The sequence below is a fragment of the Alteromonas ponticola genome, assembly GCF_012911815.1.
Classification (GTDB): domain Bacteria; phylum Pseudomonadota; class Gammaproteobacteria; order Enterobacterales; family Alteromonadaceae; genus Alteromonas; species Alteromonas ponticola.
This window is the reverse complement of sequence record NZ_JAATNW010000002.1, coordinates 419,701-444,599: the sequence shown is the minus strand read 5'-3', so window position 1 is coordinate 444,599 and position 24,899 is coordinate 419,701. Positions and strand designations below refer to the sequence as shown.

The following is a 24,899-nucleotide window of genomic DNA, read 5'->3' as shown; positions in this document are numbered from 1 at the left end:
CACTGATTGCACTCACGTAACGGCGTCCGAAATCCTGTAACCCGTTCCGCGAACGGTTTCGATAAGTGGCACGTTAAAGGTCTTATCCACTTTCTGACGCAACCGGCTGATATGCACATCGATTACGTTAGTTTGCGGATCAAAGTGATAATTCCATACATGTTCTAATAACATGCTGCGGGTTACCACGTGACCACGATTGCGTAGCAGGCACTCTAGCAATTGGAATTCTTTTGCTTGCAGTTCAATTTCCTGGTCACCGCGGGTAACGCGTCGGTGAACCAGGTCTAGCGTGAGATCGCCTACCTGCAACGTGGTGGTATCATGCTGGTCACTTCGTCCAGCAAGCCCCTCAGCACGAGCGAGTAACTCCTCAAACGCAAACGGTTTGGTTAGATAATCGCTGGCACCGGCTCGCAGGCCTTGCACCCTGTCTTCAACCTGGCTTTTAGCGCTCAGTACAAGTACTGGCGTATTATTGCCTTGTCCGCGAATAATGTTAAGAATATCCATGCCATCGATAACGGGTAACATGACATCTAGAATAATCAGGTCGTATTCATTAACCTGAGCCTCGTGTAAGCCTGCGTCACCAGAATGTCTAACTTCGCAGCGGTGACCGGCTTCTTCGAATCCATGCTGGATATGTTCAGCGACGGTTTGGTCGTCTTCAATGAGCAGCGTTTTCATTAAACGATAGTCCTTTGGAAAGAAAGCTTCAGCTGTTGCTTCCTTTATTACTGCCAGACGCCCCTCACCCGATCACTTGACTATTAAAAAGGTTTAACTTTTTTTGCTGCGACATCGACCAAATTAGCTATAACATTGCGGAATTTTACCGTGGAAAACGCATGGCTTCATTGTATGGCGTAAAATTCTGCACTTCACCTCGTGCCGTTATTATCTGAAGCTGCTTCCAAAATGTGGGCGACATTAAATCGCCATGCAGTCTTTTTAATATGTTTTTTAAATGCATTTTACCCACAATGAAGTGTTCAAACTGTTCAGGGAACACGTCGTTAGGCGCTACCGAGAGCGTGTCCAAAGCGAAGGGGTCATCGGATTTAGGTAATTCGCGAAAATTGCGCTCGCTCATCAGACATATTTCGTCATAATCATAAAATATCATCCGTCCATGACGAGTAATGCCAAAATTTTTATGCAGCATATCGCCAGGAAAAATATTGGCTTTGGCAATTTGTTTAATACACAGGCCTAACTCATTCAGGGCATGTTCTATCTTCTCTGGCGAAGTTTCCTGCTCAAGATAAATATTCAGCGGGGTCATTTTACGTTCGATGTACAAGTGACGAATGATGAGCTGGTCATTGCTTATCTCAATACTTGAGGCACAGGTTTGTTGCAATTCCGTAAGCAGCGCAGAAGAGACACGGGACAGCGGTAGGCGAAAGTTTACATATTCATGTGTATCGGCCATGCGCCCAACACGATCTGACATTTTCACCAGGCGATAGCAGTCTTTGACATGTTCACGGGTGATTTTTTTGCTTTCAGGAAATTCATCTTTAATGATTTTAAATACTACGCCATAGGAGGGCAGATGAAACACCATCATCACCAGCCCCCGAATACCGGGTGCGGCTTCGAATTGATCTGCCGTCTCAGCCAGATGGCCTATAAAGTTGCGGTAGAAATCGGTTTTTCCGTGCTTGAAATGGCCCAGCGCCATATACAGTTCAAAGGTTTTTTTGTTAGGCAATAGCTCGTGCAAAAATGCCACCACTTCGGCTGGATTTTGTGTATCAGCCATAAAATAGCTTCGGGCAAAACCAAAGATGACGCTTAAATCTTTACGATCGGTGAGCAATGCGTCGACAAAAAGCTCCTGTTTATCATTGGTCTGCAGGGCCAGAACAAACGGTAGCGTCTCATCAGGCATGCATATCCGACCAATCAGATAAGCGGCTTTACCCCGGTAGAACACGGGTTTGAGTAATTCCACGGTATGAACACTGGCCAGTTGTTTTCTGTCCAGACGTTTGCGCAAGGCTTTTTCCAGACGAAATTTATCGCGAGCAAGGTCTTCATAAGAAATGTTAAAACGGTAAGTAGTAAAAATGGTATCGTACATTTTTGCCACCGTGGTGGTGGTATCAAAACTGTTAATTACATGATGACGATCTTTTCCCGCTAAAAAACACTGGCTGGGATGAATGTACATCAGGCTGTCATCAATTTTCTGATGGCGGAAAATACGCCCAATCACCGAATTATAAAAGGTTTCAGCCAACTCAAATTGTGGGTGACCTTCCAACAATACACTGTATCTAACCTTCATTTGCTGCCAGAAATGGTCATTCTCCTGATGTACTGTGACCTGATGATAGATTTCAGCCACCGCGTCAGAAACACTAACGTCATAGAGTGAAATTCGTTCTTTTGACGCCGCCTGGGTTTGTTGCCATAGCCCTTTTTCAAACCGTTCCTGCGCTCCTTTAGTTATGCGCGAAAACCAGCGATAGTTTTTATCAAAGTGATGGATAATCTGATAAGCAACGTGCTTGGGGGTAACAGCAGATGACATGGGTAATTCCTGGCTAAGATGGCATCACCATACCACAGGATGCACGCTGAACCACTGCTAAAAAACCATTGCAATCAAGCATGATTGCGGTAATTTATCGTTATTAACAATCGCAGGATAAACGGCTGTTTTATCTGCTCAGGTGTCAAAACAGGAAGTGATGTGAGTTTTAAAGTGTTAATTTGCGATGATTCCTCGCTAGCGCGAAAACTGGCCACAAGGAGTTTGCCGGACGGGTTCGCTACCGAAGTTCACCAGGCCAGCAACGGTGAAGAAGCCATTTCAGTCATAATTGAGCATGCCATTGAAGTATTACTGCTGGATTTAACCATGCCGGTGCTGGACGGTATCGGTGTGTTGGAAGAAATTCGTCGTCGCGCGCTGGATGTGTTTGTGGTGGTGGTATCAGGCGATATCCAGCCGCAAATGCGAACACGAGTCATGCAGCTTGGCGCCTTAGATTTTATACCCAAACCGATCAAATCGGGTCAACTTCACCCGATTTTGCAACGATTTGGATTGTATTAAGCTGGTCTTATCCTGCGTATTAATTAGTTGGCATCAAATAAATTTCCCGCACACTATTGCGGTGTTCAGCTTCAATAGCAAATGCAACCGCGTCAGCCACATCTTCAGGTTGCAGCTTGTCTTCTTTGGGTTCATCAAAAAAGGGTGTATTCACCATGCCCGGGCAGATAGTTGTGCAACGTCCGCCCCATTCTTTCATTTCTTCTGCTAAATTCTGACCAAAACCATAGGCGAACCATTTGCTGGCGCCGTAAATTGATCCCTTCAACGTAGCTCTGCCAGCGGCTGAACTGGTAAGAATAAATTGCCCTTTGGTTTTTTTAAGGTAGGGGAGGCTGAATTTAGCGGTGTACAACAACGCATTAATATTGATATTCAGCATTGACTGCCATTCCTTGATATCACCGTTTTCGGTGCCAGGAGTGGAAACGCCTTTGCCCGCGTTCGCAAACACGCAATCTAACTTCCCAAATTCATCTGCTGCCTGTTTAATTACCGCCTCAAGCGCGCTTGGGTCTGTGGCATCGGCGGGGTAAATACGGCAAGCTTCGCGACCAAACTGGCTCATCAATTTATTTAATTTGCCTTCACTTCGTGCGGTCAAGGCTACTTTATGACCATTAGAGACAAGCTTTTTAGCTGTGGCTGCGCCAATTCCGCTTGATGCGCCGGTAATTAATACAATCTTCTGATGCATGGTTTTGTCCTCAGGTTTCCATTATTTTTTCTTCTCTTTTAACGACTTGTTAGATCACCGGCGCACAATGAAACGCCCGATAGTTACAAATATTAAAATATCTTAATGGCGAATCAGGGATTAAGCCTTTCAGTAGCTGCCCCTATTGCCGATATAATTTGCACGTTCCACAAGCCATTGCTCACTGCACAGTGCAGCAAGCACATCATTACGGGTTTTATGCAGTTTTAAACTCGTTTCGTTTAATTGCCTCAATTCATTCCTATTTGAAGCAGTCGTAATATCAGTAATGGGATAGTTATGTTCAATAAATTTCAGTCATTTACTCTTCTTTCTGCAGGTTTACTCAGCGCGTCGGTCGCCGCCGCGGTGCAAACACCTACCAATCAGGTAAATGATGATTCAGCCTTCAGCCTGCTATTGCAAGATTCGTTAAATCGCGTGATAGGTGCGAACGCGGAACAGCGTTATATCGTTGAATTCTTTGAAAACGAAGATGCAACACAAATTCAGTCGGGCGTGACTGGCACGGCCAAAAGATTTAGTCAGGCAGCCGCCAGGTCAGCCGTGGCCGCAGTACAAGGTAGAACACTTAAAGTGCTGAATAAGCAAAAAATAGTGGTGGCTGAACTAGATAAAGGTGCGCTGGCGGCACTTAAAAAACGTCGCGATGTAAAAAGGATCTCTATCGACCACAAACGCGAATTGATGGCACAGTCGACTCCTTATGGTTATAACATGGTAGAGGCCGACCAGTTGGTCCAAAGTGATACCGCTGCCGGTAAAGTCTGTGTCATTGATACCGGTATTAACCGCGGGCATAGCGATCTACCCGATGCAAACAGTGGTTTAACCGGTAATAGCAACAATGCCCAGGTGGGAAACTGGTACAACGATGGACACGGTCATGGAACGCATGTGGCGGGCACTATCAGTGCATTGGATAACAATGTCGGTGTGGTAGGGGTATATCCCGGTGTCGCGTTACATGTCGTGAAAATTTTCAATGATAACGGTGACTGGACCTATGCGTCTGACCTTATCGGCGCAGTTGAGCAATGTAAGGACGCAGGTGCCAATGTGGTTAATATGAGTCTGGGTGGCAGCTATTCGTCGGCAGCGGAACGCGACGCGATGCAGGCGTTCAGTGACGATGGAATGTTGCTAGTTGCTGCGGCAGGTAATGCAGGTACTAGCGCCAAATCCTATCCGGCATCCTACGATGCGGTTATCTCCGTGGCTGCGGTGCAGTCAAACGGTAATCGCGCAAGTTATTCCCAGTACAACAATAAGGTAGAGCTAGCCGCGCCCGGGTCGTCAGTGAAGTCCACTTATCCGGTGGATCGATATGCGACCATGAGCGGAACCTCAATGGCTACGCCTCATGTTTCAGGCGCTGCGGCGTTGCTATGGAGTTTTTATCCGCAATGTACCAATGCGGAAATTCGTCAGGCGCTTACAGTGACAGCGGAAGACAGAGGCAGCGCTGGTCGGGATAATTATTACGGATATGGCATTGTAAAAACGAAACGTGCCTATGACTATTTGTCTAATCAAAGTTGTGCAGCGGGTAGTCAGGTGGAACCTGAGCCAGAGGAACCTGGCCAGGGTGTCACCCAGACAATTGAAAATATCGGTTCGGACGTGCGCGGCTGGGTAAGAATGCCATTTCAGGTGCCAGCGGGCGTGAACAGCATTACTTTTCGCACCAGTGGCGGTGAGGGCGATATCGCCATGTATATAAGATCGGGCCGCTGGCCTTCAGTGAGTACCTTTGACTGTCGCTCATACAATGAGGGTAATTCTGAAGAATGTACCATCGAGAATCCGGCAGAAGATGAATGGTGGGTAGGCTTGCGCGGTAAGAGTGCGTTTAGCGGTGTCACACTAACTTACACCATAGACGAGGCGGAATCCCAGGGAGCCGGCGGTCAGACAGAAGAGCCAATCAGTGGCGTTACCGAAACCTACGAAAATATTGGTTCTGACACCCGTGGTTGGGTGAGGATGCCGTTTGAGGTGAGTGCTGGAACGAATAGGATCACGTTTAGTACAGAAGGCGGTGAAGGCAACATTTCCATGTACGTTCGTCCGGGACGCTGGCCCTCGGTCAGCACCTATGAGTGTCGTTCCACTGACTCGGGCAATGCTCAGACATGCGCGATTGATAACCCTGCCGAAGGAGAATGGTGGTTAGGCCTGCGTAGCAAAAGCCCGTTTAGCGGCGTGACCTTGACCTACAGCAACGAGTAAACTTGCATTCAATCACACAAAAGCCCCTTAATTAAGGGGCTTTTAGTTTGGTGTCGAGTGTATTAAGCTTTTTTATTCTGAAAAGGACAAAAAATTATCAACTCGGCTGTTGACATATAGACGTCTATACGGCAAATTGAGCACATGAAAGCAATAATTCGCACCACCGGCATGATGATGATTACCACCTCACAGAGGGCGGTGGCTGGTTAGTGCACGTGTTTAGAATTAACCAAAAACCCGCCCCCACCAGGAGCGGGTTTTTTTTTAAGTTGCCATAGATACAGGGGAAGGAGTAACAAATGAAAGTGTTGAAGTTTGGTGGCTCGTCTTTAGCCGATGCGCAAAAATACCTGCGCGTTATGTCCATCAGTGTGGCAACTCATCAAACCGACGGGGCAGCGGTGGTGTTATCTGCGCCTAAGGGAGTCACCAATGCGCTGGCTTCGTTGTGTGAACAGGCCTCGCAAGGGGAAGATTATCTGCCTTTACTTGCGCTGCTTAAAAACACGGTTAATGAAATCGCCACAGATCTTAAAGCAGAGCTCAAGCAATTCGATTTTGAAAGGGTTGACCGCTTTATCTCTACGCAGCTGACCCAACTTTCAGAGCAGTTGGAAGGCATAAAATTGCTTCGCTGTGTGCCAGATCCGGTTGCCGCCAGCATTCTTTCAATTGGCGAATATATTAGCGTTACCCTTTTTACTGCAATGCTGGATGCAACCAACATTGCCAATCATTTGCTCGATCCGAAAGCACTGATTGTAGCCGAAGGCGACTACCTGGATAGTATTGCCGATGTCGCACTGAGTCGAGCGCGTTTCTCTGAGGTGACGGTAGATGGCAGTTTTCTCTTGGTCATGCCAGGCTTTGTCGCGGCCAATGAAGACGGCGAAAAGGTCACACTGGGGCGCAATGGCTCAGATTACTCTGCAGCAGTACTAGCAGCCTGTATCGACGCCAAATGCTGCGAAATCTGGACCGATGTTGATGGCGTATATAACGCTGACCCGAATCAGGTCGATGGCGCAGTATTGTTAGACAAGCTGACCTATCAGGAAGCGATGGAGCTATCCTATTTTGGGGCCAAGGTGCTTCATCCGAAAACCATTGGCCCCATTGCTCAGCACCATATCCCCTGTCTTATCCGCAATACGTTAAATCCAGAAGCACCAGGCACGTTGATCTCGAATCAAGCCAGTGAAGTGTGGACATCGGTAAAAGGGATTTCCCAGCTTGATAATGTCACCATGTTCAATGTGGCAGGTCCGGGGTTAAAAGGGATGGTGGGTATGGCTAGCCGGGTATTCGAGGTCATGTCCAACGCCAACATTTCAATCAGCCTGATTACTCAATCAAGTTCCGAGTACAGCATCAGCTTTTGTATTCAGTCAAAAGACGCCACCAAAGCACAGAACTTACTCGAAGAAGCATTTGTGCTGGAACTGCAAAATCAATTATTAGAGCCTATCGAGGTTCGGCGGGATTTGGCCATTGTTACCCTGGTTGGCGATGGCATGAAACAAACCAAAGGGTTGGCCGCCCGCTTCTTTAATGCGCTGGCACAAGCCCGGGTTAATAATATTGCCATTGCTCAGGGCTCCTCAGAACGTTCAATATCAACCGTCATCGAAGGCAGCAAAGCAAAAAAAGCAGTGCGGGTGGTACATCAGAATTTTTTTACCAGAGGCCATAGCATAGACGTATTTTTGGTTGGCTGTGGCAATGTGGGAAAAGAGCTGTTAAACCAGATTGCTCGCCAACAGCCAGCCCTGGCGGAACGAAATATTAAACTTAATGTCTTCGGCATTGCCAATAGCAAAAAACTACTGTTGGATAGTAATGGTATTAACATCACCAACGATTGGCCGGGGAAATTAAGTGAGGCCGCGGAAACATTCAGTATCGATACGCTCAGAGATTTTGTAAACCGTAACAGTCTGGTCAATCCGGTTATTGTGGACTGTACCAGCAACGCGGCGGTCGCTTCGCAATACGTCACTATGATGGAACAAGGTTTTCATGTGGTTACCCCTAACAAAAAAGCCAATACCGATACCCTGGCTTATTATCGTAAATTGCGTGAAACAGCGTTACAAACCAGCCGCCAATACTTATATGAAACAACGGTGGGGGCAGGGCTGCCGGTTATCGATAACCTGCAAAAATTGTTTAGTGCAGGCGACACCTTGCATCGCTTCGAAGGGATCTTATCCGGGAGTCTGTCCTATGTGTTTGGCAAATTAGAGGAAGGCATGACACTTTCTGAAGCCACGCGCCTGGCGAAAGAAAACGGCTACACAGAACCCGATCCCAGAGACGATTTGAGTGGAATGGATGTTGCCCGTAAGTTATTGATTATGGCAAGGGAGGCCGATTTGGAATTGGAATTATCGGATATCCAAATCGAATCGGTGTTGCCTCAGGGCTTTGGTGACGAGCAGTCAATTGATGAATTCATGCAATCCCTGGGTGAACTGGATGAAGCATTCAGCGATCGGATCGCAAGTGCGACCAGTGAACAAAAAGTTTTACGATATATTGGCAGTATTGAGGGGAAAACGTGTAAGGTAAGCATTCAGGCCGTACCCACCAGTCACCCGCTGGCCGCAGTAAAAGACGGCGAAAATGCACTGGCTATCAGTAGCGATTATTATCAACCAATTCCCTATGTGATTCGTGGATATGGTGCAGGAGGTACCGTTACAGCGGCAGGAGTTTTTGCTGACATATTGCGCACCATGCCATGGAAGCAAACCATTCATTAGTTTATGTAGAGGTTAAATGAAAAAAACAACGGCGTACGCACCTGCTTCAATAGGCAATGTCAGTCTGGGGTTTGATATACTGGGCGCAGCGCTTGCGCCCGTAGATGGAAGCAAAATAGGCGATGAAGTCGAAATAGAATCGGCTACCGGCCCCGTGCTGTTTGAGTTTGCGGTGGACGGACAATTCGCTAACAAACTGCCCACCGAACCCCGTGAGAACATTGTTTTTCAATGCTACCAGCGTTTCATAGAAGCATGTGGCAATAGTGATGCGATCAATGCGCCGATAAAGGTTACTTTACGCAAAAATTTACCGATTGGCAGTGGCCTGGGCTCCAGTGCGAGCTCTATTGTTGCTGCACTAGTTGGCTTGAACGCTTATTTTGACGCCCCCCTATCTGATCATCAGCTACTGACTCTGATGGGTGAGATGGAAGGACAAATCAGCGGCAGCATTCACTATGACAATGTCGCTCCCAGCTTTTTGGGCGGGATCACCTTAATGACAGGACTCACCGAAAGTATTGCGGTAAAACTGCCCGTCATCTCAGAGTGGTATTGGGTAATCTGCTACGCTGGAATTAACGTTTCAACTGCCGAAGCACGTAAGATCCTTCCTGCTTCATATTCGCTGCAAGATACATTAACCTTCGGACGGCAGTTGGCGGTTTTCATTCAGGCACTACACACCCAGAACGCAAAAATGGCCAGTGCGGTGATCCACGACGTTATTGCTGAACCACACCGAAAACGCTTACTTCCGGGATTTGATGAGGCAAGGCAAGCCTGCATTTCGTCAGGTGCCAGTGCGTTTGGTATTTCGGGCTCTGGTCCCACGGTGTTTGCGATTTGTGAAAGCCTGGATATTGCCCTGCAGGTTGAAAAAGTGCTGGCTCAGCAGTATATCCAAACGGACAAGGGTTTTACTAAAGTGTGTAGAGTTGAAAACCAAGGCGCGACAGTGACGGGCTGACCCCTACAAAGTAAAACGTTGAACTTATATCGTTGCAAAAAAATCATTAAGTATTCAGAGGCTGTGAAGTGAAATTAGCTAATTTAAAAGACGCAACAGACACTGCATCATTCGCCGAAGCGCTAAAACGCGGATTGGGCAAAAATCAGGGATTGTATTTTCCAACACAAATTCCTGCCCTGCACAACATTGAAGAAGTATTGGCGATGCCATTCGTTGAGCGAAGTATCCACATTTTATCAGCTCTGCTTGGCGACGAGATGGAACAAGAACTAACGGATATAGTGCAGCATGCGTTTACGTTTGCTGCGCCGGTAGTGGAGGTAAATGAGAAAATATCGGTGCTTGAGCTGTTTCACGGGCCAACGCTGGCGTTTAAAGATTTTGGTGGTCGTTTTATGGCCCAATGCCTGGCGCGACTGACCAATGATGACCCGGTCACTATTCTCACGGCCACCTCTGGTGATACTGGAGCTGCCGTAGCCCATGCCTTCCATGGCATAGACAATATCAACGTGGTGATTTTGTTTCCCAAAGGGAAAATTAGCCCGCTGCAGGAAAAATTGTTTACTACCTTGGGTGGTAATATTCATACCGTCGCGGTCGAGGGCGATTTTGATGCCTGCCAGACGCTGGTTAAAACCGCGTTTGATGATCCTGAAGTACGGGAGGGGCTGCATCTCAATTCGGCTAACTCAATTAACATCAGTCGATTGCTGGCCCAGGTTTGCTATTACTTCGAAGCGCTTAGCCAAATACCTCAGCATCAACGTGAAGCGTTGGTAGTCGCGGTACCCAGTGGCAATTTTGGTAACCTGACGGCAGGCATGATTGCCAAAGCCATGGGCCTACCAATAAAACGTTTTATTGCTGCCACTAATTTAAATGATACGGTTCCACGGTATTTAAAAACTGGCCAGTGGGAGCCCAAACCCACGCAGGCAACTATGTCTAACGCCATGGATGTGAGTCAGCCAAATAACTGGCCTCGTATTGAAGCACTGTTTGAAAAAGGTTATGTGGATAAAAGCGCGTTACGGGGTGAAAGCGTCGATGAAGATTATACCCAGATTGCGGTTCGTCAACTGGCACAGCAGGGGTATACCAGCGAGCCTCATGCCGCGGTAGCCTACCGGGCGTTGAGTCATGATTTAGGCGAGGGCGAAACCGGCCTGTTTTTGGCGACCGCACATCCAGCAAAATTTCGCGAGACGGTAGAAAACGTGTTAGGCCAGCCAATCAGCCTGCCGCAGGCACTCGCTAATGTGGCCAGTAAAGATAGTCTGGCCGAATCATTACCAAACGATTATCAGCTGCTTAAGCAACATATGATTGCGTTACTTAAGTCCTGATGAACTGGTCTGAAGCGTTAGCCCAAGAGCAGCAGCAAGCGTATTTTCAACACCTTATTAACACAGTCGATGCGCATAGAAAGAGCGGGAGAGTGATTTATCCTCACGCCTCTGATGTGTTCAATGCATTTACCTGCACGCCGTTAGCAAAAGTAAAAGCAGTTATATTGGGGCAGGATCCTTATCATGGTCCGGGGCAGGCACATGGATTGAGCTTTTCAGTGCAGGAGGGTGTGGCCATTCCGCCTTCGCTACGCAATATCTTCAAAGAGCTGCAAACAGACCTTGCGGATTTTACGCCGCCGAAAAATGGAAACCTGACCGCATGGGCAGAGCAAGGGGTGTTGCTGCTCAATACCGTGTTGACGGTAGAGCAGGGGCAAGCGCACAGTCACGCCAGGCTGGGCTGGGAGCGATTCACTGATAAAGTGATTGATGTGCTTAACACGCATACCCAGCATACTGTTTTCATGCTGTGGGGAAGCCATGCACAGAAAAAGGGCAAAGGTATCGACACGACCAGGCACAAAGTTCTGAGTGCACCGCACCCATCACCCCTGTCAGCTCATCGAGGCTTTTTCGGCTGTCAGCATTTCAGTCAGGCAAACGCGTATCTTATAAAGCACGGTAAAGAGCCTGTAAACTGGCAGTTGTAATTCGTTATGTTCCCTGAAAACACAAACGGCTATCACAATGTGATAGCCGTTTGTTTAAATCTTATCTTTCCAGGGCTTCAAGCTCGTATTCGAATTCACAATCGTATTCGGCAAGCTCTTTCTCGAGTCTGAATCTATCTTGGAGTGCTTCTATTTCTCGCCACTTCCTTTTTTTGCTTTTCGTTTTAGCAGGACTGGTTTCAATATCTAGTAATGCAAATAGATCTGACTTATCCACATGGATCTCCTTCATTTATACCACTTACAACAAGTGTCAGAGTGAGTAGATATATCCCTCTGCGCAAATTTGTACCACAGCTGGTTAAAAAATAAAACAAAAATATTTACTTTTTATTAACAAGTAGTGACAGTCTTGTGACAACGAGTAAGTGAAGGCGCACAGCGGCCAGCTATTCTGGCCACTGAACGTTTTGAAGGTATGCCCTATTCTGGTGCGTTAGCGTGTTTAAATCGTGCAATCAGTTGTTGCGTAGAAGTATCGAATTTTGCTTCATCTACGTCGCCCTGAATTCCGGCCAGAACCTGATTTCCCAAGGCTTTGCCTAACTCTACACCCCACTGATCAAACGAATTGAGCTGCCACACCACGCCTTGCACAAACACTTTATGTTCGTACATAGCAATCAATGCGCCAAGGGTATGCGGCGTTAATGAATCGAACAGAATTGTGTTGCTGGGTTTGTTGCCCGGCATGGTTTTATGCTCGGCCAAGCGCGCTCGCTCATCTTCCTGCAATTCTTTATTGGCTAAGTCCGCCAGGCATTCATCATATGTTTTGCCCTGCATCAGTGCCTGTGACTGGCCGAAACAGTTGGATGCGAGCATAGCATGGTGCGTGTCATCCTGATTAGGCACATTAAGGGGGAGAATAAAATCTGCCGGGATAATTCCATGACCCTGATGAATAAGCTGATGAAAGCTATGTTGGCCGTTGGTCCCTTCACTGCCCCAGATTACCGGGCCTGTGGGATAGGATACCCGTTCGCCCTGCTGCGTCACCATTTTGCCATTACTTTCCATATCCAGTTGCTGAACATAGGCGGGCAAACCACGCAAGTAGTGGTAATAGGGCAGCAGCACATGAGACTGGGCATCAAAGAAATTGCGATACCACACGCCTAACATGGCTAAGATGACGGGTAGATTGCGATCATTCGGCGCGGTGGCAAAGTGCTTGTCCATATGATGGGCACCTTCCAACAGCTGCTTAAAGTTAGCAAAGCCTAACGCCAGTGCGATGGGCAAACCGATGGCTGACCACAACGAATAACGTCCGCCAACCCAATCCCACATTGGGAAAATGTTTTCTTTAGCAATACCAAACTCAACCGCAGCGTCAACGTTAGACGATACCGCCACAAAATGTTTGGCGACGTCCTGCTGCGTGCCTCCCTGTTGCAGAAACCAGGCTTTGGCCGATTCAGTATTCTGCAATGTTTCCTGAGTGGTAAAAGATTTGGACGACATTACTACCAGGGTTTCGGCGTGGTCCAGCCCATTTAAAACGTCGTGAATATGGCATCCGTCCACATTGGCGACAAAATGAATCCTGACTGCGTCACTACGATAGGGGCTAAGCGCTTCGGTCATTATTTTAGGCCCTAAAAAAGAGCCTCCTATGCCGATACTGACAACGTGCTTTATCGGCTTTCCTGTGTATCCTTTGTGCTCACCGCCATGCACAGCCTGCGTAAAGGATTCCATTTTTTTAAGCGTTGCCCTTACCTCAGGCATCACATCTTTACCGGCAACCAATACCGGTGTGTCAGAAAAATTGCGCAGCGCAGTATGCAACACGGCACGGTTTTCCGTTGTATTGATTGCCTCGCCGCTAAACATACGCTGGCGTTTTTCGTTTAGCCCTTGAGCATCAGCTAGTGAAAACAGCGCTTGCATCACTTCATCGGTGACACGGTTTTTCGAGAAATCCAAATACAAGCCGCAACTTTCAACCTGCATGCGCGCGGCACGATCTTCGTCTTGGGTAAACCAGTCGCGCATGTGCTGATCACGAATAGAGGAAGCAAGTGCTTCCAGGTGCTGCCACTGGGGCATAGCTGTTAAATCAGTCATAATCTTTCCTGACGTGAGTGGTTAAATACCCAGCTTTTCTTTTAGCATCTTTTCCAATTTAACCTGATCCGCGGTAAAATTACGGATACCTTCAGCGAGCTTTTCAGTGGCCATGGCATCTTCATTCATTTCCCAGCGGAACGCGGTCTCTGTCAGCTTGTCGCCGGGAACGTCTGTTGCGCCATTGTCTTTAAGAACAGCTTCCAGTTCGCCTGGTTGATTGGCGAGTTCTTCAAGCAGTTGCGGGCTAATAGTTAAGCGATCACACCCTGCCAGCGCCTGAATTTCACCAATGTTTCTAAAGCTTGCGCCCATCACCACCGTCTTATAACCATTTGCTTTGTAAAAATCGTAAATTTTTGCGACCGATACCACACCGGGATCTTCCTGAGCGGTATACTCTTTCTTGTCAGTATTCTGCTTATACCAGTCAAGAATACGACCGACGAAGGGCGAAATAAGAAACACCCCAGCCTCTGCGCATGCGCGTGCCTGGGCGAAACTGAAGAGTAAGGTCAGGTTACAATTAATGCCTTTTTGCTCAAGGGTTTCAGCAGCGCGAATACCTTCCCACGTTGACGCCACTTTGATAAGAATGCGGGATTTATCGATTCCTTCATCGCTATACAGTTGCACCAGACGTTCTGCTTTGTCGATAGTAGCCTGAGTATCAAAGGACAAACGCGCGTCAACTTCGGTTGAGATTCGACCCGGGATAAGCGCAGAGATTTCTTTGCCTATCATTACCGCAAGCTTATCAGCAGCATCAGTAAGCTGCTGATGATCATCTTTAGATTGCAACTTTGCCCAGGCGACCGCGTCGTCAATTAAACTGCTATATTGAGGTAAAGAGGCAGCTTTTAATAAGAGTGACGGATTGGTAGTAGCGTCAACCGGCTGGTATTTCTTTATAGCTTCAATGTCACCGGTATCGGCAACAACGGTAGTAATATCACGTAACGATGCTAGCTGATTGCTCATTCTTTCTCTCTGATAAATTTAATTAAACCCTGCCGACCTGTGTCAGCAGATAAATTACGACCTGATGTTTTTCATCAACAAATAAGGTTGTACAGGGTAGGTTGTCTGACGGATTGCATCAGGTTAAACATTTGTTCTTTATAGCAGACATGGCGGTATTTTTATACCCTAAACCCTTCCCATGTTATGATATTGCTTCAAGCGCAACGCGTTAAGCAAGGCCGATCGTCCAGGATGGGTAAAAATCTGTTGTGACCAAGAAATTCTCAGGAGAATAGATGTTAGTTGTTGTTTCCCCAGCTAAAAATTTAGACTACGAATCAACCGTTCCGGTTAAGCGATTCAGTCAGCCAGAAATGATGGACCATACGCAGAAACTGGTGGAAATTTGTCGCAAGCTATCGCCGGCCGACTTAGCTTCATTGATGAGCATCAGTGACAAGCTGGCCACGCTGAATGCCAATCGCTTTGCCGATTTCACCTTACCCTTTACTGCAGACAACGCCAGACAGGCCATATTCGCCTTTAATGGCGATGTATATACTGGTTTAGACGCTTATACTCTGGATTCACAAACCATCGACTATGCACAATCACATTTACGTATTTTGTCTGGTCTCTATGGATTGCTTAAGCCGCTTGATCTGATGCAGGCCTATCGCCTGGAGATGGGCACCAGGCTGGAGAATCCCGCCGGAAAAGATTTGTACGCCTATTGGGGTACAACGATTACGCAGAAAATTAATCAAGCATTAACAGCGCAGGGTGACAATATACTCATCAACCTGGCATCGAACGAATACTTTCGCGCGGTTAAGAAATCCGGCATTGAAGGCATGATCATTACGCCTGTTTTTAAAGATATGAAGAATGGACAGTATAAAACCATCAGCTTCTTTGCGAAAAAAGCACGGGGTCTGATGGCGCGCTTTATTTTACAAAATCAGGTCAGCGACGTTGCCGGACTTAAATCTTTTGCTGAACAGGGCTATGCTTACAGTGACGAACAAAGCAGTGCGACTCAATTGGTATTCCTGCGCGACGAACAATAATAGTTCGTCACCAGGCCCGCTCTGCTGCTGATGGTGCAAGCCCAACAACAGGAGGAGTTTATGTATACGCTTTACGGTTACCCCAAAACACGTTCTATACGTGTCGCATGGGCGTTAGAGGAATTGGAGATCCCCTACGAGTATCAATTAGTAGACCTGAAGCGCGGTGCCCACCTTAGCGATGACTTTGCCGCACTGTCTCCCACGGCGAAAGTGCCGTTACTGAAAACGCCAGAGGGGTTACTGTCTGAGTCTGCTGCAATCGTCACTTATTTAGCGGACAACCACGGCAAAGGTGAATTTATTCCTGAACCCGCTACCTTTGCTCGCGGTCACTTTGCCCAGATGCTCTGTTTTTTGATAACTGAATTAGAGCAGCCGTTATGGAACAAGGCAAAGCACACCTTTATTCTGCCGGAGCAATATCGTCTTAAAGGCATGGCTGACTCGGCAAAGTTTGAGTTTGACAATGCACTCAAGGCATTTTGCAGTTTGCTGGAAAACAATGAATATGTCGCGGGCGAATACTTTACCGTAGCTGACATTGTTGCCGGGCATATTCTGGCCTGGGCGAAAAGTGAAGGGATGGACTTAACCTACGATCACGTACGCAACTATGCAGAGCGGGTATTGAAACGCCCCGCCTATCGTCATGCGTGGGAACGGGAAAATACGTATTTGGCGGGGTGACAGGTCGCACCATAGTGCTGACCTCCTTTTCCGCTTAATTAATTTACTAAAACGATTTTCCAAACTTCAGTACAGTTTTAAAGGCAGCAATGGGTGATATTGTATAACAATCCCGTGTCAATGGGGCACGCGGTTAACCCGCACTGATTTGCTACAACATCTCATCGGGAAATGGCAAAACGGCCCCTCGTAGTAGTAGAAACTATGCGAATCAATAATGCGCTAAAACATTTTTTGTCATCCTGTTTAGCAATGGCCTGCATCATTCTTCTATATGGCGTAGTGGGCAAAGAGCTCAAGGTGATGTGGGAAATGGAAACCTGGCTTGAATTAATGGCTAATTTCCTGCTGTTTGCCGTCCTGTTTAGTGCATTTAATAAAATTCAATCGACCTTTTTTAAATCGTAAGTGGATTAGGGCGGCGCATCCAGACTCCGCTTTTTTCGGTGCCAGAGCAGAACAAACAGCAATCCAATTTGATATTTTAATTATTTTGGCCAAAAGTTATACACTTTGAACATAGATCAGGGGAGTAAAATGGAACTCGGTCAATTTTCGTTGAGCTTAGCAGTCAAAGATATTCGCGCTTCGCTTAAGTTTTATGAAGCGCTGGGTTTTTGCGCTATGGAACGATGCGGTTCTATCGAAGACAAATGGTTAATCATGCAAAATGGAAGCGTGATGTTGGGGTTGTTTGAGGGGATGTTTGAAGACAATATTCTGACGTTTAATCCTGCTGATGTCAGAGCTATCGAGAAAAAGTTGAAAAGCGAAGGCATTAACATGGAGGTGTCGGTGAAAGGAGAAGAAGGACCGGGACACTGTGTGTTAACCGATCCAGATGGTAACAAAATTATGTTTGATCAATTTTAAACGTTGCGAACTTAGCGCCTGTTACTCAATCAAGATAGATTTTTTGCTGAAATTTAAGTTGCTTGCTGTCGTTACCTATTTGCACATTGATCACAAAGCGGTAGGTTTCAGCATCGTTCACCGGTAAGGTAGCCAGATAGTAAATTGATTCACCCTCTTTAACCTTTTTGAAGTTCAACGGTTTGGTTGTGCCAATAAGGTTAGTTGCTTTGCCTGACAGGGCAACATCCAGTGCTTTTTTACTGTCTTTATCCAATACCGCGATATTGATCAGTGCGTTATACCGACTGCGAACCAAGTCGTAATTACGCGCAACTTCAGGGGTAAAAAAGGTACTGTTAACCACCATGTAGTGCACTTCATAATCGCCCAGCACTTGTTTTTGTTCAGCCATTGCCGGAGCAACGGCAAACAGGCAACTGATTGCTAATACAAACAGATTAAAGCGCACAACAGCGGGAGGGAAAAGTGTCTTCATCGTTGCCTCAATACAAGCCAAAGCTATCCTGGATAAGCAGTTGTAAAAACTGTAAAGCAATTATAGCGACCAGCACTGATAAGTCTAATCCACCTATCGGAGGCAGCACTTTCCTGATGGGGGCCAAAAAGGGTTCGGTAAGTTGATGTAACACATACTCTATGGGGTTTTGACCCTGCGAGAACCAACTGAGGATGGCACGAATAATCAGCACCCAGAACATTAATGATAATGCTTCTTTAATCACGTCAAAAAAGGCGTAAACAATGAAGCCCACAACATGAATGGTGCCACTCCCAAATACAAACGACAGCGTCGCCACTTTGATAAATGAAACCAGCAATGCCAGTACAAAGGTAGCGGTATCAAAGCGCCCTATAGAGGGGATAATACGTCGCAAAGGCCCAACAATCGGGTGAGTGGCCTTTACCACGAACTGGCTCAGCGGATTATAAAAGTCAGCGCGCACCAACTGTAGCCACAAACGTAAAATGACTACCATCAGATACAAGTTAAACAACGTGCTGATAAGAAATACCGAAGCGTTCATTTCAATAAACTTCCTGAAAATTATTAAAGTTGTTTAGCCATTTCATCAGCGCGGTCAACTGCCGCCTGCATTGCTTTTGCGACAATCTTTTCCAGGCCCTGGTCAATCAGTGTATTAACCGCTGCCGCCGTGGTACCGCCCTTAGATGTCACCTGCGCACGTAATTCGCTTAGTTCTAGCTCCGGGTTTTGACATACCATTTCAGCCGCACCAAGCATCGCCTGTTGTACCATCAATCTGGCGTCGTCTTTATCGAATCCCATGCGCATGGATTCTTCCTGCATCGCCTGTAAAAACAAAAAGAAATACGCGGGGCTGCTGCCTGCGGCGGCAATCACACCGTTTATATCGTCCTCTTTATCGACCCAGATCGTTTCGCCTACACTACCCATGACATCATCAACGTAATGTTTGCTGGCTTCAGTAACTGAATTGTCCGCATACATCCCTGACATCCCTTTGCCAAGCAAACTGGGCGTATTGGGCATAATGCGCACGACAGGGTAGTCACCGCCTAACATTTCCTGCAAACGCGAAACAGGCAACCCGGCGGCAATAGACAAAAACAACTTGCCTGTCAGGTCGTTGTTCTGATTAAGCTTTGCACACATTTCGCCCATAATTTGTGGTTTTACTGCTAACACAATGGCCTCAGCAAATTGACAGGCTTCATCATTTGATTGCGTGATTTTTACCCCGAAATCCTGTTCAAGCTTTTCCAGTCTTGGCATGCCGGGATTGCTTGCCATAATGTGATCTGCAGGATAACCAGAGTGGATTAAACCACTAATGATACTGCGCGCCATATTGCCTGCACCAATAAATGCCAATTTTTTATGTTGCATGAAAACCCTTTTAACTAATTGATTTGTGTTGCGTTGCTGTAGTGTTTAGTCACGCGCGCCAAAAATAGCTGAGCCGATTCGAACCATGGTTGAACCGTGCTGTATGGCCGCCTCCACATCATCGCTCATACCTACGGACAGGGTATCAAAATTGCTCAGCTTTGTACGATATTCACTGAATAATTCCTCAAGCGTGTGAAGCGTTGCTTCTTGCTCTTCCTGAGTCATGCGCGCTTTTGGTATTGCCATCAACCCCCGTAGAGTGAGATGGGGGAGAGATTCTACAATTTCAACAAGTTCTTGCAATTGCTTAGGGTGAACGCCAGATTTAGATGTTTCATCGTTTATGTTGACCTGAATGCAGCAGTTTAAGGGGGGGCTGGTATCAGGCCGCTGATCATTCAGTCGGCGAGCTATTTTCGCGCGATCGATAGATTGCACCCAGTCAAAATGGGTAGCAACCAGTTTGGTTTTATTCGATTGGATGGGGCCAATCATATGCCATTCGATATCGCTCAAGTGTTGCAGCTGACCGATTTTATCTACCCCTTCCTGCACGTAATTTTCACCAAATAAACGGTGTCCCGCTTCATACGCTTGAGTGATATCAGATACCGGTTTGGTCTTACTAACGGCTAGTAATCTCACTGAATTTCGGGGACGATGGGCATCATCAGTGGCCTGATCTATCCGTACATAGGCGGATTGCAGGCGTTCTGCTATTGTTTGCATTAGTCACCATAAGTTTTGGAGAGATAGCCTTGGATATTACCGAACTTTTAGCTTTCAGTGTAAAAAATAACGCCTCCGACTTGCACTTGTCAGCTGGCTTACCTCCGATCATTCGCGTTGACGGCGAGATGCGCCGCCTGAATGTGCCTGAGCTTGATCACAAGCAAGTACATGCGCTGGTTTATGAAATCATGAATGATCGTCAGCGTAAAGAATACGAAGAAAATCTCGAAACCGATTTCTCGTTTGAAGTGAAAGATTTGTCGCGCTTCAGGGTCAATGCGTTTGTCCAAAACCGCGGTGCGGCAGCCGTATTGCGTACCATTCCCAGTCGCGTATTAACTCTGGATGAACTGGGCTGTCCGGCCATTTTAAAGATATTATCAATCAGCCCACCGGGTTGGTGTTGGTAACCGGAGCAACAGGCTCGGGTAAGAGTACTACCCTTGCCGCCATGGTCGATCATATTAACTCGTACAAGCGTGAACATATCCTGACCATCGAAGATCCAATTGAATTTGTGCACGAAAATAAACTGAGTGTGCTTAACCAGCGTGAAGTACACCGTGACACGCATAGTTTTTCTAACGCACTACGCTCTGCGTTGCGTGAAGATCCTGACGTCATTCTGGTGGGTGAATTACGTGACCTGGAAACCATCCGTCTGGCCATGTCCGCGGCAGAAACCGGGCATTTGGTATTTGGTACCTTGCACACCAACTCAGCCCCTAAAACCATCGACCGTATCATTGATGTTTTCCCGGCAGAAGAAAAAGCTATGGTGCGCTCAATGCTCTCCGAATCACTGCGTGCGGTCATTTCGCAAACACTGTTGAAGAAAATTGGGGGGGGCAGGGTAGCGGCCCATGAAATCATGGTGGGTATACCGGCGATTCGCAACCTGATCCGGGAAGATAAAGTGCCGCAAATGTACTCTGTGATCCAGACAGGCCAGGCGCATGGAATGCAAACCATGGATCAGTGTCTGCAAAAGCTGGTCGCCATGGGCGTGGTATCCCATCAAGATGCTGCGGCAAAGTCTATCGATAAAGCTAAAATGGGTTAGCGATTAGGAGCACATTATGCTGGATTCGTTTTTAGAAAAAATGGTCGAAACGTCGGCGTCTGATTTATTTGTAACGTCGGGTTTCCCGGTGAGTGCCAAAGTGAATGGCAAGATGGCACCGTTCACTGACTCGCCATTATCGGATGCCGATGCGTTAGCGCTTGTGCATGAGGCCATGGATGAGAAGCAGCAGGACACCTTTCATATCAGTAAAGAATGTAATTTCGCCATCGCCCGCGATGGAGTAGGACGTTTCCGTTGCAGTGCATTCTGGCAGCGGGATAAAGCTGGCATGGTAGTGCGTCGCATTGTCACCCAAATTCCACAGGCAGATTCGTTAGGGCTGCCGCCAGTACTAAAAGATATCATTATGGCCAAACGGGGCCTGGTGTTGTTCGTGGGTGGAACCGGAACCGGTAAGTCGACATCCCTTGCGGCCTTAATTGGTCATCGAAACGAAAACTCTCACGGCCATATTCTCACCATCGAAGACCCCATTGAGTTTGTCCACGAACATCGTAACTGCGTGGTCACACAACGAGAGGTCGGCATTGATACACAGTCATTTGATGATGCGCTGAAAAGCTCCTTGCGCCAGGCACCGGACGTTATATTGATAGGTGAAATCCGATCGATGGAGACCATGGAATATGCCATGTCTTTTGCAGATACCGGCCATTTATGTGTGGCAACGTTGCACGCTAACAACGCTAATCAGGCGATAGAGCGTATAATGCACCTGGCTCCAAAAGATATGCATGATAAGCTACGCTTTGACTTAAGCTTAAATATCCGTGCGATAGTGGCGCAACAACTCGTCCCCACTACTGATGGCAAAGGGCGGGTGGCTGCTATTGAAATTCTACTGAATTCACCTCTCGTTTCTGACTTGATCCAACGAAACGAAATCGGTGGTCTGAAAGATGCGATGAAAAAAGGTCGCGAGATGGGTATGCAGAGCTTTGATATGGCGCTATACGATTTGTACAAAGCCGGCCGTATTCAGCTTGATCAGGCATTACATAATGCTGACTCACCAAACGATTTACGTTTGATGATTAAGTTAGACACCAACGAAGGGTCAGGTTTGGGTTCGTTATCAAATGTTTCCATTGATATGGATTAAACATGAAAAAGCTGTTTGCCAGCGATGATCGGTTTTTAGTTCAGCAAGTCCGCAGTGAACTTGAAGCATTAGATATTCCCTATCTGATGAAAAACGAGTTCATTAGCGGTGCTATCGGTGAACTCCCATGGCAGGAGGTAATGCCTGAAATATGGTTGATAGACGACACCTGGGAAGCAAAAGCCAGCAAAGTTATTGATGTTTTAAAACAAAACTTGCAGGACGATAATGATAAAATGTGCGCACAGTTATGGCAGTGCCCACAATGCCACGAGCTTAACGAGCCCGAATTTGAAAGTTGCTGGCAATGCGAGTTTGAACAGCGCTTTGTTCCTTCGAGTTAACCATGTCTCCACGCCATAGCGCTTTATTCCATGGCTAAATTCTGCTTTAATCTTTTGAAATACACCCTTCTTTTTAAAAAGAGATGCCATAAATGACGCTACTTTTACTTTGTTTATTTATCGCAACATTAATGCCGATTCTGGCCAAAGTCCCGTTAGCCTATGCTCAGAATAAGCAGGAAGGGGGCTATAACAATAAAGAGCCCCGTGCTCAACAGGCCAGTTTAACGGGGTTTGGTGCCAGAGCCAGAGCCGCTCACGAGAATTGTTTTGAAGCGCTGACCATGTTTGCTCCTGGTTTATTGGCCTGCATCGCCACGAATACCACTGGGCCGCTGATTGTCAATCTGGCGATTACCTTCGTGGTCGCCCGCACTGTTTACCTTTTTGCCTACTGGTTCAATATTCATCTGTTACGAAGCTCAGCTTGGCTGGTAGGCTTTGCTGTCTCCCTGGCACTAATCTATTTCGCCCTTCCGCAATCAATGTAAGTTTCGGCTTCCCTCTGCGATGAATGCGTATTTAACCCTGTTTAAATACGCCGGGAGGGGGAGTGTCCGCGTAAATATTCTGTAACAATAACACCTCACCCAACGTTCTAATATGTCGTACAGTTAACATGAATAATAAAACATGATTGGTAAATGATGAATAGTAGAACAACGGGTGGGATTGCTGCCTTGTATGCAGGGTGTGCGTATATATTTGGCTTCGCTGTGCTGGCGTTCCTGCTTTCTCCCGAGCAGGCCGCAGCCTGGACCAAGGCGCAGAAGCTTGAATTTTTAATCGCCAACCAAACCCTGCTTTCTGTTTGGAACAGTGTCATCTATACCTTGTTCGGCATCGTACTGGTTTTCCTCACGATTGCGCTGGATGCGCGTATCAGTCAGGCACAATCGATTGGCCGGGGTGCGGCAAAAGTTCTTGGCTTTATTTGGGCGGGACTACTCATTGCCAGCGGTATGATTGCCAATGTAGGTATGCAAAAAGTCATCACCCTATATCCGTCAGAACCCGAATTTGCAATGTCGTTGTGGCAAACACTGGGCGCTATTCAAGACGGTTTAGGCGGTGGTGTTGAAGTGATTGGGGGTTTATGGGTGTTGATGATAAGCGTTATCGCTTTACGTAGCAAGGCACTACCTAATACGCTCAATTACATCGGCTTGTTGGTGGGCATAGCGGGTTGTATTACGATTGTGCCTGGGCTTAGCGAAGCAGGCGCTGTATTTGGGCTGGGGCAAATTCTGTGGTTTCTATGGCTAAGTTTGGTGTTATTCAAACACGACACAGCTCGTTCCTGAACACACACCACATACCTTTGCAAAAAAAGCCCTATAATGTACATTTATAAAGTGGTTTAAAATTTAAACAGTAGTAAGTAGGGTTGTGCAATCTTTTTTTTACCCGAAGCCACACTAAAAAGTCGAATTCCTGCTGCTGTACTGTGTTAGACGTCTATGAGCATTACCACTAAAGCTAGAATGGCAGCGATGCTACTGTTCTTTTTTGTTAGCGCAGGCTTGGCGAATGGTGAACAGGCCAAAAAGGTTATTCGTTTTTATAGTGAAATAGCCCCCCCTTATTTTTATCTTGATGAAGATGGTGAGACCAAAGGTGCAATGGTCGATCTGGCAAACGCGCTTTTTAGTGAAACGGGTATTCATGCAACCTTAGAGCAATTACCGTGGGCGAGAGCCTATCATGAGGCCACGCATTCACCCAACTCTGTACTTATGCTGGTGTTGGAAACACCTTCTCGAGAATCCGAGTTGCAATGGCTGGGACTGGTTCACGTTGCCAAAGCATCATTGCTGAAGCTGTCACATCGCAATAATGTTAACGTCACAAACCTGGAGCAGGCAAAACACTGGCGTGTTGCCACAGTGCGTGGTTATGGTTCGGCTGCTTATCTCAAAGCCAACGGTTTTTCTGAACAAACCAATTTAACCCTGGTTAAAAATACCCGTCAATTGTGGACGTTACTGTACATGGAACGTGTTGATTTTGTGCTGACCAACACAGTCTCAGGTAAACACGAAGTCGAAAACGCGGGTCTGGATGCGACAAAGCTTGAGTCGGTACTCGATATTGATGAACTCAGTTTACCGCTACAAATGGCAACGGGACTTAATACCGATAGGGCGTTGGTTACAACGTTGAGAAATGGATTGAAAACACTGAAACAAAATGGCGAATATGAACGTATTCTGCGAAAGTGGGGGTTGTGGGAAAGTTAATACAGAAATCCGTTTTCTGCCAGCTCTGCGGCAGTATTAATGGCGCTGCTGAGCAT

The 24,899-nt window shown here is 46.9% G+C and carries 25 protein-coding genes and 1 pseudogene; 16 read left to right on the top strand and 10 right to left on the bottom strand.

Features of this window, described 5'->3' with window-relative positions; genetic code table 11:
* Positions 1-12: 12 nt before the first annotated feature.
* A complete protein-coding gene (locus tag HCJ96_RS04470) occupies positions 13-690 on the bottom strand; it encodes a response regulator transcription factor (protein WP_169209834.1) in 678 nt (225 codons plus the stop codon).
* Positions 691-835: 145 nt separating this feature from the next.
* Complete coding sequence (aceK, locus tag HCJ96_RS04465; protein WP_169209833.1) at positions 836-2,545, bottom strand: bifunctional isocitrate dehydrogenase kinase/phosphatase; 1,710 nt, start codon at positions 2,543-2,545, stop codon at positions 836-838.
* 162 nt (positions 2,546-2,707) lie between these two features.
* Here aceK and HCJ96_RS04460 point away from each other — a divergent pair, with 162 nt between their 5' ends.
* Entirely contained in the window at positions 2,708-3,073 is a 366-nt protein-coding gene (locus tag HCJ96_RS04460) for a response regulator (RefSeq protein ID WP_169209832.1), read from the top strand.
* A 19-nt stretch (positions 3,074-3,092) separates the two neighbouring features.
* On the opposite strand, the gene HCJ96_RS04455 is transcribed toward HCJ96_RS04460, so the two are convergent.
* Positions 3,093-3,770 (bottom strand): SDR family oxidoreductase, encoded by a 678-nt coding sequence (locus tag HCJ96_RS04455; RefSeq protein ID WP_169209831.1) that lies wholly within the window; start codon positions 3,768-3,770, stop codon positions 3,093-3,095.
* Between the two features lie 300 nt (positions 3,771-4,070).
* On the opposite strand from HCJ96_RS04455, the gene HCJ96_RS04450 reads away from it, so the two are divergent.
* The 5 genes from HCJ96_RS04450 (at position 4,071) to ung (ending at position 11,772) form a co-directional block, all read left to right on the top strand.
* Positions 4,071-6,023 carry a S8 family serine peptidase gene (locus HCJ96_RS04450; protein WP_169209830.1) on the top strand — a complete coding sequence of 651 codons (1,953 nt, stop codon included), beginning with the start codon at positions 4,071-4,073 and terminating at the stop codon, positions 6,021-6,023.
* Between the two features lie 302 nt (positions 6,024-6,325).
* Positions 6,326-8,791, top strand: a complete 2,466-nt coding sequence (gene thrA / locus HCJ96_RS04445; protein ID WP_169209829.1) for a bifunctional aspartate kinase/homoserine dehydrogenase I — start codon at positions 6,326-6,328, stop codon at positions 8,789-8,791.
* A gap of 16 nt (positions 8,792-8,807) precedes the next feature.
* Entirely contained in the window at positions 8,808-9,764 is a 957-nt protein-coding gene (gene thrB, locus HCJ96_RS04440) for a homoserine kinase (protein ID WP_169209828.1), read from the top strand.
* 68 nt (positions 9,765-9,832) lie between these two features.
* The gene (gene thrC, locus HCJ96_RS04435; protein ID WP_169209827.1) at positions 9,833-11,116 is read left to right on the top strand and encodes a threonine synthase; all 1,284 of its coding nucleotides are present in this window, start codon (positions 9,833-9,835) and stop codon (positions 11,114-11,116) included.
* On the top strand, positions 11,116-11,772 hold the full coding sequence (gene ung / locus HCJ96_RS04430) for a uracil-DNA glycosylase (RefSeq protein ID WP_211162680.1): 657 nt from the start codon (positions 11,116-11,118) through the stop codon (positions 11,770-11,772). Before thrC ends, ung begins: the two co-directional genes overlap by 1 nt.
* A 61-nt stretch (positions 11,773-11,833) precedes the next feature.
* On the opposite strand, the gene HCJ96_RS04425 is transcribed toward ung, so the two are convergent.
* The 3 genes from HCJ96_RS04425 to tal form a co-directional block, all read right to left on the bottom strand.
* Positions 11,834-12,010 carry a DUF3545 family protein gene (locus HCJ96_RS04425; RefSeq protein WP_169209826.1) on the bottom strand — a complete coding sequence of 59 codons (177 nt, stop codon included), beginning with the start codon at positions 12,008-12,010 and terminating at the stop codon, positions 11,834-11,836.
* A gap of 206 nt (positions 12,011-12,216) precedes the next feature.
* Entirely contained in the window at positions 12,217-13,866 is a 1,650-nt protein-coding gene (gene pgi / locus HCJ96_RS04420; protein WP_169209825.1) for a glucose-6-phosphate isomerase, read from the bottom strand.
* Positions 13,867-13,887: 21 nt separating this feature from the next.
* Positions 13,888-14,847, bottom strand: a complete 960-nt coding sequence (gene tal / locus HCJ96_RS04415; RefSeq protein WP_169209824.1) for a transaldolase — start codon at positions 14,845-14,847, stop codon at positions 13,888-13,890.
* A 278-nt stretch (positions 14,848-15,125) separates the two neighbouring features.
* On the opposite strand from tal, the gene yaaA reads away from it, so the two are divergent.
* The 4 genes from yaaA to HCJ96_RS04395 all read left to right on the top strand — a co-directional run bounded on the left by yaaA (position 15,126) and on the right by HCJ96_RS04395 (position 17,462).
* The gene (yaaA, locus tag HCJ96_RS04410) at positions 15,126-15,899 is read left to right on the top strand and encodes a peroxide stress protein YaaA (RefSeq protein WP_169209823.1); all 774 of its coding nucleotides are present in this window, start codon (positions 15,126-15,128) and stop codon (positions 15,897-15,899) included.
* 60 nt (positions 15,900-15,959) lie between these two features.
* Positions 15,960-16,589, top strand: a complete 630-nt coding sequence (locus tag HCJ96_RS04405; RefSeq protein ID WP_169209822.1) for a glutathione S-transferase family protein — start codon at positions 15,960-15,962, stop codon at positions 16,587-16,589.
* Between the two features lie 204 nt (positions 16,590-16,793).
* A complete protein-coding gene (locus tag HCJ96_RS04400; protein WP_169209821.1) occupies positions 16,794-16,997 on the top strand; it encodes a hypothetical protein in 204 nt (67 codons plus the stop codon).
* A gap of 129 nt (positions 16,998-17,126) precedes the next feature.
* Entirely contained in the window at positions 17,127-17,462 is a 336-nt protein-coding gene (locus HCJ96_RS04395) for a VOC family protein (RefSeq protein ID WP_169209820.1), read from the top strand.
* Positions 17,463-17,487: 25 nt separating this feature from the next.
* Here HCJ96_RS04395 and HCJ96_RS04390 read toward each other — a convergent pair whose 3' ends face one another.
* Genes HCJ96_RS04390 through HCJ96_RS04375 form a run of 4 tightly spaced genes read right to left on the bottom strand, consistent with a single transcriptional unit; the run spans position 17,488 to position 20,067 of the window.
* Positions 17,488-17,940, bottom strand: coding sequence for a DUF4426 domain-containing protein (locus tag HCJ96_RS04390; protein ID WP_169209819.1), 453 nt, complete (start codon positions 17,938-17,940; stop codon positions 17,488-17,490).
* Between the two features lie 7 nt (positions 17,941-17,947).
* On the bottom strand, positions 17,948-18,490 hold the full coding sequence (locus HCJ96_RS04385; RefSeq protein WP_169209818.1) for a YggT family protein: 543 nt from the start codon (positions 18,488-18,490) through the stop codon (positions 17,948-17,950).
* 23 nt (positions 18,491-18,513) lie between these two features.
* Positions 18,514-19,335: a pyrroline-5-carboxylate reductase gene (gene proC, locus HCJ96_RS04380; RefSeq protein ID WP_169209817.1), complete on the bottom strand. Its 822-nt coding sequence runs from the start codon at positions 19,333-19,335 to the stop codon at positions 18,514-18,516.
* Positions 19,336-19,380: 45 nt separating this feature from the next.
* A complete protein-coding gene (locus tag HCJ96_RS04375; protein ID WP_169209816.1) occupies positions 19,381-20,067 on the bottom strand; it encodes a YggS family pyridoxal phosphate-dependent enzyme in 687 nt (228 codons plus the stop codon).
* 29 nt (positions 20,068-20,096) lie between these two features.
* On the opposite strand from HCJ96_RS04375, the pseudogene HCJ96_RS04370 reads away from it, so the two are divergent.
* From HCJ96_RS04370 to HCJ96_RS04345, 6 genes and pseudogenes are all read left to right on the top strand, one after another.
* Positions 20,097-21,133 (top strand): annotated as a pseudogene (locus HCJ96_RS04370) (type IV pilus twitching motility protein PilT).
* Between the two features lie 16 nt (positions 21,134-21,149).
* A complete protein-coding gene (locus HCJ96_RS04365; RefSeq protein ID WP_211162678.1) occupies positions 21,150-22,259 on the top strand; it encodes a PilT/PilU family type 4a pilus ATPase in 1,110 nt (369 codons plus the stop codon).
* Between the two features lie 2 nt (positions 22,260-22,261).
* Entirely contained in the window at positions 22,262-22,603 is a 342-nt protein-coding gene (locus tag HCJ96_RS04360) for a putative signal transducing protein (protein ID WP_169209815.1), read from the top strand.
* 92 nt (positions 22,604-22,695) lie between these two features.
* Complete coding sequence (locus HCJ96_RS04355) at positions 22,696-23,094, top strand: MAPEG family protein (RefSeq protein WP_169209814.1); 399 nt, start codon at positions 22,696-22,698, stop codon at positions 23,092-23,094.
* Positions 23,095-23,247: 153 nt separating this feature from the next.
* A complete protein-coding gene (locus HCJ96_RS04350; RefSeq protein WP_169209813.1) occupies positions 23,248-23,907 on the top strand; it encodes a hypothetical protein in 660 nt (219 codons plus the stop codon).
* 156 nt (positions 23,908-24,063) lie between these two features.
* The gene (locus HCJ96_RS04345; RefSeq protein ID WP_169209812.1) at positions 24,064-24,843 is read left to right on the top strand and encodes a substrate-binding periplasmic protein; all 780 of its coding nucleotides are present in this window, start codon (positions 24,064-24,066) and stop codon (positions 24,841-24,843) included.
* Positions 24,844-24,899: the final 56 nt, after the last annotated feature.